Origin of the sequence: Polaribacter sp. PL03, from assembly GCF_033875165.1 — a bacterium.
Classification (GTDB): Bacteria; Bacteroidota; Bacteroidia; order Flavobacteriales; family Flavobacteriaceae; genus Polaribacter.
Genome location: NZ_JAWZSV010000005.1, coordinates 259,093 through 272,240, shown reverse-complemented (window position 1 = coordinate 272,240; position 13,148 = coordinate 259,093). Strand labels below are relative to the sequence as shown.

Genomic DNA, 13,148 nt, shown 5'->3' with positions numbered 1-13,148 from the left:
CACAAATTTGTGCGGATTTTTTATTTTTAAACTTTACAAAAAACTAATACTTTGTGTATTCTGTTTTCCCTAATTTTAAATAATTAACAATATGTTCAATTGCTCTTTCTTTTGCTTTTTGAAAAGTTTTTGTAAAATTAAATAAGAAAACGGAAGCTTCTCCAATGGCTACAAAATCTAAAACTTCTTTATTGTTCTTTGCGTCATAGATCTCTACTTTTATATTTAAAATACAATATTCTACAGATGTAGTTTGCATTCCTCCCATTCCATTCATTCCCATTCCTCCAGAATTTCTCCACTCTACTCTATTTGTAACTTCAATATTCGAAAAATAAATTACATAATCTGTATTCTCTAAATTTACAGAAGAATAAGCTGTACTTTTATTATCTATTGAAACCTTAGAAAAAAGGTTATTAAGTTTTGCTTGCTTAGAAAAATCTGTCATAAAATCATTTACAAAAACTCTTTTATCAATAAAATTCTTGTCAAATGTTTTTTTAAATTCATTTACCCTTATATCTTCTGTTGCAAAAACAATAACATTCTTTGTTTCTGGTGTTATAATATTTTCTTTTTTAGAAATATACTGAACATATTGTTTAGATGCTTTACAAGAAGACAGGCTTAAAACGACTGCAACAACTGCTAAAGTTAAAAATATTTTTATTTTCATAATTTTTATTTAAGCGACAAAACTACAGAATTCATCAAAATTAGAAGTAGAAAACTCAAATCCTTTTTCTAATAATTTTTCAGGATATACTTTTCTACTTTTCAAAATTAATTCAGCTTCTGTACCTATGATTATTCCACCTATTTTTAATAAAAACTTCGGCGTTGGTATTCCAATGAAACAATTCATTTTCTGTCTTAATTTCTTCTGAAAGTCTTTGTTTTTAATAGGATTGGGAACGCATAGATTATAAACCCCAGCTTCTTTATCAATTAAAAACTCAATTGCATTTACATAATCTTCCTCGGTAATAAAACTTATAAACTGATTTCCGTTGCCTTGTTTTCCTCCAAATCCAAATTTTGTTAACCTCTTAATAATAGGAAACGCTCCACCATTGTTACCCATTACAATAGAAGTTCTTGTAATTATTTTTGTAGTTTTTGGTAAATGAAATGAATTAAAAGTGGTTTCCCATTTCTTGCAAACATCCATAGAAAAATCGGTACCAATTTCTCCTTTTCTTTCTGTCATCAATAAATCTTCTGAATGTCTATAAATAGTTGCTGATGAAGATTGAATAAATACTTTTGGCGGAAACTTTAATTTCTGAACAACATTACAAAGTAGATTTGTACTGTCTATTCTACTGCTATAAATTACCGCTTTATTAGCCTCTGTATAGCTACAATTTACAGATTTTCCTGTTAAATTTATCAATACATCTGTTCCTTCTAATAAGTTAGTCCAATATCCTTCTGTACTTCCATTCCATTTTAGATAAGAAACACGCCCAGTATTTATTAATTGCTTTCTACTTAGTATATAAATTGAATTCTTTTTGTCTTTTAAAAAATGATTTATTAAAAGTTCTCCTAAATATCCAGTTCCACCAGCGATTACTATTTTCATAATTTCTACGAATTAGTTTTTAAATTATTCTCTTTACTTGCTTTTCTTCCTTTTAAAAAGAACAGAATAAAAGCAATCATTACAACCCCTAAATAAATAGAGAAACCACCTATTTTACTACTTAAGGTTTCTACTAAATCTGTATAATCTGCTAACCCATAAATTTTGATAATTCTTAAAGCAAAACCAATGTTTAGTAAATAAAATCCTATTTTAAAGAGCTTGTTGGTTGCCATTGCAATTTCTACTTTCTGATGAAAAATATCTAACATAAATATTTTACTGTTTTTAAATAAATGTTGAGACACCAAAGTTGTAAGTCCTATAGCAATTGGTAAATAAATGATGTACGCGATTAATTCTAATGAAGTGTTCATAATTATTGATTTTTAGTATTAATTTAAATTTATTTAGTCCTTTTTAAAATGTTTATGGATTAAATACACTGTATAAATATTGATAAAATGAAGCGCTGCAATTATCAATAAAATAAAACTTAACCTTCTACTTATTTCTATAATTACCTCAACTGAGTTATTGATTTCTCTTATAGAATGTAAGCTCCAAATTGCCAAACCAAGATTTAATAAATAGTAGGCTATTCTTAGTAGTTTATTAATTCCGTTACCAAAATTAAGATCATCAGGAAAATAACTTAAGATGTATACTTTTCCGTTTTTATAACACCAATTTCCAACGAGAATTACAATTGTACTTGAAAGTAAAACGTAGAGTATGTAGGTTAATTGGGTCATATTTTATTATTTATAGATTCTAATATGTATGTCCAGAGAAGAGATAATACTACTGGTAGTGTCCAAAAAATAATTTTTATGAATTCTTTCTCTTCAAAAAGAGTATAAACTTCCAAAAGAAGATAACTGCTTACAAAATATAGTAACACAATACTTATATAAATTGACATGTTTTTTCTTGTACTACTCGCTAATCGATTAAAGTAGCATAGCGTTAATAGAAATGAAAATAATTGAAAACCACCAACCGCTAAAGCAATTAATGCTCCATAGTATAAAAACTCTAAATTGACAATTCCTGCAAGTAAACTGATTACAAATGGAAGCATTAAAACTCTATTAATCCAAGTTGTTATTAAGATATTTATTTTCATAGTTTCAGAAATATTTGAAAGTTTATTTGCAAATTTTTTTACTTTTTTATTAGTTTTGTGAAATTAGATAACAACCAATGTTCATCTGCTTTAATGGCTTTTTCTAATAGGTTATTCACTTTTGTAGTAACGGTAGACAAATCTCCTAATACCTTTTTAAATTGAGCTCCTTCCTCTGTAAAATCATCAACTTGTTGTAAATCTTCTAGTACTTTTAAAACAGGTTCAATTTCTCTTTTCTTGCGCTCTTTGGTTATTTGTTTAAACAATTCCCAAATATCTTTATCGGCAACAAAAAACTCTTTACGTTCCCCTACTACAAATTCCTTAGATACAATTCCCCAATCGATTAAAGCTCTTACATTCATATTTACATTTCCACGAGAAATCTGTAAAGTATCCATAATTTCTTCTGCAGAAAGTGGCTTTGTAGAAACTAATAACAAAGCATGTACTTGTGCCATTGTTTTATTAATTCCCCAAGAGGTTGCTAAACTTCCCCAAGTTTGTATGTATTTGTTTTTTGCCTCGTCTAATTTCATAGGTCAAATATACAAAATCTTTTTAAACTTTCAGTAATTATTGAAACATAAATATTTAATTAAATAAGTATTAATTATTACCTTTAATTTAAATCTTAATATACTTAGATTCTATTTATAAGAGATTTGAAAAAAAATTATAAAATAATGCATCTTTTTTAAGATTAGTTTGTCTATTAAATGAACAATAAAAAATATTATCATGAAAAATACAAATTGTAACTGTAATTGTGACGGATGTAAAACTGGAGATTGTAAAAATTGTACTTGTACAAACTGTACATGCAATAACTGTAATTGTTAAAAAACTTTATTACGAAGAACGAAGTCGTTTTATTTTATTGAAAATTGCTTCGTTCTAGTAATAAATAAAACTTTTATTTATGAACACAAAACAAGTTTGGGCTTCTTATTCTAACGATTTAAAACGTTTTATTATCAGTAAAGTAAAAAATACTACAGTTGCAGATGATATTCTACAAGATACTTTTATAAAGATTCATACAAAACTACACACATTAAAAGATGATACTAAAATAAAGTCTTGGTGTTTTACAATCGCTAGAAATTCAGTTTTAGATTATTGGAAATCTACAAATAAAACATTTGAAATTGCAAATTTCGAAAACGAAACAGCTCTTTTAAAAACACCTCATACAGAAAAAGATTGTTTAAAAGGAATCTTAGAACATTTACCCAAAAAATATAGAGATCCTCTATTTCTATCAGACATAAAAGGATTAAAACAGCAAGAGGTTGCAGATAAACTTAAACAGAGTTTATCTACTACAAAATCTCAAATTCAACGTGCTAGAAAATTAATATCTCAAGGTTTTATGGATTGTTGTGGGTTTACTTTAAATAAAAATGGTGATTTAATAGGCGAAATTCAAGAAAAAGAAGATTGTAAGGTATGTAGTTTAACTTTTTAACGGAATGTTTAAACAATTTTTTATAGCTTAGCAGTTAAATTCAAAATTTTATTTTAAAATGAGAAGTAATTTAGCTAATATGAAGTGCTTAGATTTGTTTATCTCTTCGCAAGATGAGCAAGAATACAATGCAATAAAACCACTTCTTACACGTTCTGAATCTATTCAATTACCAATAATGAGTTTCGACTTATACATCGATTATTTTTCTGATGAGATGGAAAAACTGAATAGAGAAAATGATATAAATACCATAAAAGAGTTTGCTTCTAAGTTTCAATGGACTAATAATCTTGATAACATTTTTAAGGGTGAGACTTTTGAAACTATCGTATTAACTAACATTAAACAAGAAATACTTTGGGTTAATGATGGTTTTAAAAAAATGACTGGTTTTAATAAAAACTTTGCCTTAAAGAAAAAACCTTCTTTTTTACAAGGAAAAGACACTTGTAAAAGAACAAGTGCTAGAATTAGAGAAAAAATACTTCAGAATAAGCCTTTTAAAGAAATTGTATTAAATTATAGAGAAGATAAAACGGCTTATGAATGTGAAATAAAAGGATTTCCACTCTCTTATAAAAACACAACTCATTATATTGCGTTAGAAAGAGTCTTTTAATATTAAAAAAACTCGATAAAATTTAAATGACAATGAAACAAATAAAGAAAGAAGATATTAGTCAAGAAGTGTTTGACTTATATGATGATTATGCTCACAACAAAATGGATAGAAAAGAGTTTTTACAAAAACTATCTTTATTTGCTGTTGGTGCTATGACATTACCTGCTTTATTAAGTTTTATTTCACCAAATTATATAGATTCTATTGTAGTAAAATCTAATGATCCTAGATTAAAATCTGAAACCATAAATTATGCTTCTCCAAAAGGAGGTTTAAAGATGACTGGTTTATTAACAGTACAGAAAGATATCAAAACAAAATTACCAGGTATTATAGTTGTTCATGAAAACCGCGGATTGAATCCGTATATAAAAGATGTTGCTAGAAGAGCAGCATTAGAAGGCTTTATAACTTTAGCTCCCGATGCACTTTCACCAATGGGCGGTTATCCTGGAAGTGATGATGAAGGTAGAGAAATGCAAAGTAAAAGAGATAAAAATGAAATGCTAGAAGACTTTATAGCAGGTTATAACTATTTAAAATCTCATAAAGATTGTAACGGAAAAGTTGGTGTAGTTGGTTTCTGTTTTGGAGGATGGATTTCTAATATGATGGCTGTAAGATTACCAGACTTAAGTGCAGCTGTACCTTATTATGGTAGACAACCAGAAGCTAAAGATGCTGCCAAAATTAAAGCTCCTCTATTACTACAATATGCAGAATTAGACAAAAGAGTTAATGAGGGTTGGCTAGCTTTTGAAAAAGTTTTAAAAGAAAACACAATTACACACGAAGCACATTTCTATACAAATGTAAATCACGGGTTTCATAATAACACAACTCCTAGATATGATGAAACTGCTGCAGATTTATCTTGGGAAAGAACCATTGCTTTCTTTAACAAGCACTTAAAATAATAAATTACATTTTTATCATTCCCTCGAAAGCAGGAAACTATTTCACTATATTTTAATTACTTTTATCCTTTAAATATTTAAGGTGAAAAAGAAAACTCTTATAAGTAAAGAATTAGACGATTTTTATAATAAAGCTTCAGAAGAAACCAGACTAGAAAAAGGAATGGGTATTTTTGAATTTGAACGTATTAAAGATCTCATACAACAACATATATCTAAACCAAACAGTACTATTATAGATGTGGGCGGTGGAACAGGAAAATATTCTGAATGGTTAGCAAAAAACAACCATACAGTACATTTAATAGAACCTGTTTTAAAACACATTAAACTAGCTGAAAAGAGAGCAAAGAAATTAAAAAAACCTTTTACTGTTGCAATTGGTGAAGCAAAAAAACTACCTTTTAAAGAAAATACTGCAGATTTAGTTATTCTTCACGGACCTTTATATCATTTACAAAAAAAAGAAGATAGAGTTGCTGCTATTATAGAAGCTAAAAGAGTCTTAAAAAAAGGTGGAATTATCTTAGGCTTCGCAATTAACGCAACAGCTTCTACAGTAGTTGGTTTAATGAACGGAATGATACATGCAAACTCATTTTTCGACATGTGTAAAGCAGAACTTACAACAGGTGTGCACGATGCACCAAAAGACTTTCCTTTTCTATTAGCAGATGCTTTTTACCACAAACCAGAAGGTTTAAAAGCAGAGTTTTTAGAGCAAAATTTAAAGTTTGTAAATCTTTTTGCAGTTGAAGGAATGATTTGGTTAGACAACGAATACTTTGCAAATATGCTAGATAAAAAGAAATCTAAAACTTTAAAAGCATTACAAAATCTTACTCAGAATGATGAGTATTTATTACCTTTTAGTCCTCACATGATGATTGCTGTAAAGAAATAATTAGAATTTTCTAAAAGTTTAAAAAAGAACTTCCTTATTGCTTTTTAGAGAGGCGAAATCGAAGAACTTAGTAAAGATAAAATAGTTGGAAGAGGAAGCGAAAAAAGATACTAATTGGACTATTTGCAAGAACTGTAAAGGTAATGGCAAAATAAAGCAACGGGTTCGAAAGAAAACGTTGCTCAATTATGAAAAAGCCTTAAAACAGTTTAAAGAACAAAATTGTAACGGAGTTGCTCCTATTCTTCCAAAAAATCAAATAACCACTTGTTTAAAATGTAAAGGTGCTGGTTTGGTTAAAGTTACCAATCGTAATAACCCAGACAAAGAAAAATTTCCTCATGTAGCTATTATTGGTGGTGGAATTGGTGGAGTTGCACTTGCTGTAGCTTGTTTACATCGAGGAATTCCTTTTACACTTTACGAAAGAGATGCGAGCTTCGATACTCGATCTCAAGGATACGGTCTTACTTTGCAACAAGCTAGCAAAGCAATAACAGGCTTAGGTATTGTTTCTTTAAAAAACGGAATAACCTCTACCAGACACGTAGTTCATACTACAGAAGGAGAAATTATAGGTGAATGGGGAATAAGAAAATGGGGACGACCAGAAGCTAAAACATCACCAAAAAGAACCAATATACACATTGCAAGACAGTCTTTACGTTTAGCATTGCTAGAACAACTTGGTGGAGATAATAAAGTAAGTTGGGGACATCAATTATTAAACTTTAGTACCTCTAAAGACGAAGGTGTAAAATTAAGTTTTCAAGTAAATAACAAAATAAAATATGCAACAGCAGACCTTGTTGTTGGTGCAGACGGAATTCGAAGTACCATAAGAAAATTACTTTTTGGTGAAAAAATATCACCTTTACGCTATTTAGATTGTATTGTAATTTTAGGTATTTGCCCCTTAAATAAATTAGAAGAAATTAGAAGCCCTTTATTAGATGCTGCAACTGTATTTCAAACTGCAAATGGTAATGAAAGAATTTATATGATGCCGTATGATTCAGACTCGATAATGTGGCAACTTAGCTTTCCTGTATCAGAAAAAAAAGCAAAAGAACTAAATTTACAAGGTGCTAGAGCTCTTAAGGAAGAAGCAATTAATAGAACTAAATGGCACACTCCTATTCCTCAAATTATAGCTGCAACTAATGAAACACAAATTTCTGGTTATCCTGTATACGATAGAGAATTATTAAAAGCAGATTTATTACAAAAAGAGAGTAATGTTACACTTATTGGAGATGCAGCACATCCTATGAGTCCGTTTAAAGGCCAAGGTGCAAATCAAGCATTATTAGATGCACTTTCATTAGCAAGAGAAATATATAAAGGGTGCAACTCCTTATCTCATTGGAAAGAAAACGGAATAAGAGAAAATGCATTAACTACTTTTGAAACTGAAATGTTAGAACGAAGTGCTTCTAAAGTAAAAAGTTCTGCAGAAGCCGCTCAGTTATTACATTCAGAAATTGTACTTTATAAAGGAGATGGACCAAGAGGAAAACATAGAAAATCTCCCAAAGAACCGAATTAAAAATTAATCTTTTGTACTTTAAAAAACTCAATTTAATAAGCTAAAAATAGATATCTTGTTATACAAACACCTCATCTATAAAACTTTGTTAACTAAATAAATAGACTTTCCGTTGCTTACATTAGAATTACCGCTTGTCATATTTTTAAATAAAAAAACGAAACTGTAACATACATTTACATTATAATTCTAAAATCGACCAAATTATGATTATTATAGTTAAAGCAGCAGTAGAGATCGTTAAAGCAATAGTAGAATTTGTTATACAAATAGTATTGTGGTAAGTTTAAAGTAGCATTATTAATAATTTACAAGTAAAAAAACTTACAATTTAAATTGTAAGTTAGATCATTACAAAATTAATAAATGAAATTATCTCTTAATAAATTTTATATAACATCTAACCTATTGGTATGGTTTCTTTTGTTTACAGCAACATTAGCAGGCCCAAAACTATTTCTTACCGAAGCAGAATTACCGCCAGAAAAAATATTATATTATTGGTTAGAAACTTTTGCATGTGCACTTTTAGCTTTTACTTTATCGTTTGCAATCTCTTTTTTTATTGATAAGAAAATTAACTTTAAGGATAATTGGAAAACAATTGTCTGGAAAATTCTTATCACTTTTCTTATTGTTCAAGTATTATACACGTTGCTAATTTGGCCAATTCTTAATATTGTTCAACAATATGCTAAATACCAACCAAGTTCAGAGATGACTTTTACTGGTAAAATATATAATGTATTCTATTTTGCTACCTTATTTATTATCTGGCTTTTTGTTTTTTTAACAATTAAGATTTTTCATCAATTAAAAACAGTACAATTTAGACAATTAGAACTAGAAGCAAATCTAAAAGAATCTCAACTAAACACTTTAAAAGGGCAAATTAATCCGCATTTTATGTTTAACAGCTTAAATAATATTCGCGGCCTTATGCTAGAAGATGTTGGTAAAGCTAGAAATATGCTTACAAGTTTATCGGAAACGCTGCGTTATTCTTTAACAAAAAGCGATATAAATTCTATTTCATTAGAAGATGAATTAGAAATGGTAGAAAATTATGTTGCTATTTCTAAAATCCAATTTGAGAATCGTTTACATTTCGAAACTCATATAGACAATGCTTCTTTAAGTAAACAAATTCCGCCAATGATTGTTCAAATGCTAATTGAAAACGCTTTAAAACACGGAATATCTAATTTAAAAAACGGTGGTAAAGTAAGTTTATCAACTTCTATAAAAGATACTCAATTACAAATTGAAGTAACCAATTCTGGGTCTTTACAGAGAAGTGAAAATAGTACACAATTAGGTTTAAAAAACATTAAGAAAAGACTAGAGTTACTTTATGGTGAAGCTGCTACTTTTAAATTAAGAGAAATAGAAAACCAAGTGGTTGCCACTATTAAAATTCCACTAACATGATAAAATTAAAAGCTGTTATTGTAGAAGATTCTCGTTTAGCTCGTAATGAATTAAAAGAATTAATTAAAGAGCACAAAGAAATTGAAATTTTAGGAGAGGCAGAAAATGTAGACGATGGTTTTAAGTTGATTAATGAAACAAAACCCGATGTACTTTTTTTAGATATTAACATGCCAGAAAAAGATGGATTCGAATTGTTAGAAATGTTAGATGAAGTTCCTACTACCATATTTACAACTGCTTTTGATGAATATGCTATTAAATCTTTCGAGTACAATGCTTTTGATTATCTATTAAAACCAATTAATCAAAAACGTTTTTCTAAGAGCATAGAGAAAGTAATTGAAAGCATTAGCAATACCACAAAAACTGAAACTAAAAACGTAGACGCTTTAAGCTTAGATAAACAAATCTTTATAAAAGATGGTGAAAAATGCTGGTTGGTTAAAATTGAAGATATTTCTTTATTCGAAATTTTAGGAAACTATACGCGTGTCTACTTTGAGAATAATAAACCATTAATCTATAAATCGCTGGCACAAGTAGAAGAAAAATTACCTAAAGAAGTATTTTTTAAAGCCAATAGACAACAGATTATTAACATAAATCATGTAAAAAAAGTAGTCTCTTGGTTTAATGGAAAATTAAAAGTGGAAATGAATTCTGGTGAAGAAGTAGAAATTTCTAGAAGACAATCTTACTTATTTAAAGAACAACTTAGTTTTTAATAAAAAAAAGTCATTGTTTAATTACAATGACTTTTTTTTTATTAAAATTTGAATATCAATTTAAGCTTATCTCCTTTTTTTCTTAGGAGCTCTACTTACTTTTTTCTTTCTCTTATTAAAAGGAACAGGCACAGCATCATCAAAAGTATTCTTTACTTCTTTCGCATTTTTGTTCTTTTTCCAAGAATTATTTTCTGGTAATAGTTTTTGTAATAAATCTTGTCTTCCTACTTTATTCAACGTGTTTTTAATCCAATCTTTATTTTCTTTCTTATACCAAAAGAAAAATTTATGTTGGTCTTCACGTTCCTTTTTTGTTTTTGGCGTTTTTGTAGGTTTTAAAGTATACGGATGATATCCTGAATAATAAATAACCGTTGCAACCGTCATTGGTGTTGGTGTAAAACCTTGCACTTGCTCTAACTGAAAGCCCATATCTTTGGTCTCTGCAGCTAAATTTGCCATGTCTTCTACCTCACTTGCTGGGTGACTAGAAATAAAATACGGAATTAATTGAAGGTTTAATTTCTTCTTAATATTTATCTTATCGAAACGCTCTTTAAACATATGAAAATATTTAAAAGACGGTTTACGCATCAGTTTTAAAACCGGGTCAGAAGTATGTTCTGGCGCCACTTTTAATCGACCAGAAACATGCTTGGTCATTACCTCTTCTGTATACGCATCCAATTCTTTTGGATCTGCGTTTTTATTGAATTCTGGCACCAACATATCATGTCTAATTCCACTTCCAATAAAAGATTTTTTAATCTTCGGATGTTTATCAACCGCTTGGTATAATTCCGTTAAAGGTTTATGAGACGTATCTAAATTAGAACAAATCACAGGCGAAATACAACTAGGCGCAACACATTTATCGCAAATAGATTGTACTTTCCCTTTCATCTGATACATATTTGCAGAAGGTCCACCAATATCAGATAAATATCCTTTAAAATCTGGCATATTTGCCACTTTATCTATTTCCTTTAAAACAGATTCCTGACTTCTACTGGCAATAAACTTACCTTGGTGTGCAGAAATTGTACAAAAACTACAACCACCAAAACATCCTCTGTGAATGTTTATAGAAAATTTTATCATTTCAAACGCAGGTATTGGTCCACGTTTGTCATATTTTGGATGTGGTAAACGTGTAAAAGGTAAATCGAAAGAACCATCAATTTCCTTTTCTGTCATTGTTGGGTATGGCGGATTTATTACCAACGTTTTCCCTTCAACTTCTTGTAAAATTCTCCTTGCCTTTAACTTATTAGACTCCTGCTCTATTACTTTAAAATTAGAAGCAAAAGTCTTTTTATCTGCTAAACAAGCTTTATGAGAATTAATTGTAACATCTTCCCAATCATTTACATTCGGTAATTTCTCTACCTTTTCATCAACAAAAACAGCTGTTTGTTTAATATTTTTTAAACTAGAAAACGGCACTCCTTTTTGCATTAATTCTACAATTTCACGCAAAGGTTGTTCTCCCATTCCATAGACCAACATATCTGCTTTAGACGTTTCTAAAATAGACGGTAATAATTTATCAGACCAATAATCATAATGAGTTACACGTCTTAAAGAAGCTTCGATTCCTCCAATTAATACAGGTATATCTGGGTATTTATCTTTTAGTATTTTCGAATACACAGAAGTTGCATAATCTGGTCTAAAACCTTTATCACCATTTGGCGTATACGCATCTTTATCTCTTCGTTTTTTACTCGCAGTATAATTAGAAACCATAGGATCCATACAACCACCCGTAACGCCAAAAAATAAACGAGGCTTTCCTAATTTTTCAAAATCTTGCAAATTATCATTTACACTTGGTTGCGGCACAATTGCCACACGCAAGCCATAACTTTCTAAAATACGACCTATTACTGCAGGTCCAAATGATGGATGATCTACATAAGCGTCTCCACTAAATAAAATAACGTCTAGTTCTTCCCAACCACGAATTTTCACTTCCTTGTTTGTAGTTGGTAACCAATCTGTTAACTGATGTCTTTTAGGTTCTTGCATAGTTTGCAAAAATACAAGAAATTTTATGGAATAAACACTTATTTTATAAATGTCTTTTAGAATCGTATTTGAAGCTATTTCCTGCTTTACGCACTCGCTTTTTTTATTCAGAAAAAGAATAAAAAAGAGCTCAAACAAATGCTTCAATCAGGGCTAGACTTGTTTGCCAACTAATAGAAAAAGTAAAATCTATTTTATTAGAAAAACACAAAAAATCGCCAACTTGTCATTTAGACGCTTAAAGAAATCTCATAACAGTGATATCATAACAACAACTAAACTTTATGCGATTTCTCCTAAAGTCGAAATGACAGTTGTTCAAAAAATATACGCTTTATTCCCAGAGACAACTCCTCTATTCTCTGCTAGTGCTCGTTTGTAACGAGTACCGAACCTAATCTTCTATATACTATTGACACTCGATACAAACGAGCGAGAGCAAAATAAATCAAAGAAAAAAAGCTAAAATATAAACAGTTATTCGAATGGATTCAAACCATAACGCGTATTGAAAACCTAATAAGGAAGGTTTTTAAAAAAAAATCCCAAAACATATTCAGACCTCACAGGTTTTCAAAACCTGTGAGGTCTTTTTAAACGCACAATTCACCACAAACTTGTCATTTCGACGAAAGGAGAAATCTCATAACAGTAATAACCCAACACTCACCAAAATTTATGCGATTTCTCCTAAAGTCGAAATGACAGTTGTTGAAAAAATATACGCTTTATTCCCAGAGACAACTCCTTTATTCTCTGCTAGTGC

14 protein-coding genes are annotated in these 13,148 nt (G+C 29.4%); 7 read left to right on the top strand and 7 right to left on the bottom strand.

Translation table 11 applies throughout. From position 1 onward, the window contains the following. Window positions 1-43 precede the first annotated feature (43 nt). From SHK09_RS12420 to SHK09_RS12395, 6 genes are read right to left on the bottom strand one after another with little or no spacing between them, the layout of a single operon-like run. On the bottom strand, window positions 44-679 hold the full coding sequence (locus SHK09_RS12420; RefSeq protein ID WP_319811105.1) for a hypothetical protein: 636 nt from the start codon (window positions 677-679) through the stop codon (window positions 44-46). 9 nt (window positions 680-688) lie between these two features. After that, entirely contained in the window at window positions 689-1,591 is a 903-nt protein-coding gene (locus SHK09_RS12415) for a TIGR01777 family oxidoreductase (protein ID WP_319811104.1), read from the bottom strand. 5 nt (window positions 1,592-1,596) lie between these two features. Then, entirely contained in the window at window positions 1,597-1,968 is a 372-nt protein-coding gene (locus SHK09_RS12410) for a hypothetical protein (protein ID WP_319811103.1), read from the bottom strand. A 33-nt stretch (window positions 1,969-2,001) separates the two neighbouring features. Then, window positions 2,002-2,346, bottom strand: a complete 345-nt coding sequence (locus SHK09_RS12405; RefSeq protein ID WP_319811102.1) for a hypothetical protein — start codon at window positions 2,344-2,346, stop codon at window positions 2,002-2,004. After that, complete coding sequence (locus SHK09_RS12400; RefSeq protein ID WP_319811101.1) at window positions 2,343-2,720, bottom strand: hypothetical protein; 378 nt, start codon at window positions 2,718-2,720, stop codon at window positions 2,343-2,345. The genes SHK09_RS12405 and SHK09_RS12400 overlap by 4 nt, the downstream gene beginning before the upstream one ends. Window positions 2,721-2,758: 38 nt before the next feature. After that, window positions 2,759-3,262: a GbsR/MarR family transcriptional regulator gene (locus SHK09_RS12395; protein WP_319811100.1), complete on the bottom strand. Its 504-nt coding sequence runs from the start codon at window positions 3,260-3,262 to the stop codon at window positions 2,759-2,761. Window positions 3,263-3,645: 383 nt separating this feature from the next. On the opposite strand from SHK09_RS12395, the gene SHK09_RS12390 reads away from it, so the two are divergent. From SHK09_RS12390 to SHK09_RS12360, 7 genes are all read left to right on the top strand, one after another. Beyond that, window positions 3,646-4,194, top strand: coding sequence for a sigma-70 family RNA polymerase sigma factor (locus SHK09_RS12390; protein ID WP_319811099.1), 549 nt, complete (start codon window positions 3,646-3,648; stop codon window positions 4,192-4,194). Window positions 4,195-4,252: 58 nt separating this feature from the next. Further along, window positions 4,253-4,816 carry a PAS domain-containing protein gene (locus tag SHK09_RS12385; RefSeq protein WP_319811098.1) on the top strand — a complete coding sequence of 188 codons (564 nt, stop codon included), beginning with the start codon at window positions 4,253-4,255 and terminating at the stop codon, window positions 4,814-4,816. Between the two features lie 32 nt (window positions 4,817-4,848). Next, entirely contained in the window at window positions 4,849-5,736 is an 888-nt protein-coding gene (locus SHK09_RS12380) for a dienelactone hydrolase family protein (protein WP_319811097.1), read from the top strand. Window positions 5,737-5,818: 82 nt separating this feature from the next. Continuing rightward, window positions 5,819-6,640 carry a class I SAM-dependent methyltransferase gene (locus SHK09_RS12375; protein ID WP_319811096.1) on the top strand — a complete coding sequence of 274 codons (822 nt, stop codon included), beginning with the start codon at window positions 5,819-5,821 and terminating at the stop codon, window positions 6,638-6,640. A gap of 85 nt (window positions 6,641-6,725) precedes the next feature. Further along, complete coding sequence (locus SHK09_RS12370; RefSeq protein ID WP_319811095.1) at window positions 6,726-8,189, top strand: NAD(P)/FAD-dependent oxidoreductase; 1,464 nt, start codon at window positions 6,726-6,728, stop codon at window positions 8,187-8,189. A 366-nt stretch (window positions 8,190-8,555) separates the two neighbouring features. Next, window positions 8,556-9,620: a sensor histidine kinase gene (locus SHK09_RS12365; RefSeq protein ID WP_319811094.1), complete on the top strand. Its 1,065-nt coding sequence runs from the start codon at window positions 8,556-8,558 to the stop codon at window positions 9,618-9,620. Then, the gene (locus SHK09_RS12360) at window positions 9,617-10,348 is read left to right on the top strand and encodes a LytR/AlgR family response regulator transcription factor (protein ID WP_319811093.1); all 732 of its coding nucleotides are present in this window, start codon (window positions 9,617-9,619) and stop codon (window positions 10,346-10,348) included. Before SHK09_RS12365 ends, SHK09_RS12360 begins: the two co-directional genes overlap by 4 nt. Before the next feature lie 66 nt (window positions 10,349-10,414). Here the strand turns inward: SHK09_RS12360 and SHK09_RS12355 are convergent, their stop codons facing one another. Beyond that, window positions 10,415-12,382 carry a YgiQ family radical SAM protein gene (locus SHK09_RS12355; RefSeq protein ID WP_319811092.1) on the bottom strand — a complete coding sequence of 656 codons (1,968 nt, stop codon included), beginning with the start codon at window positions 12,380-12,382 and terminating at the stop codon, window positions 10,415-10,417. Window positions 12,383-13,148 lie beyond the last annotated feature (766 nt).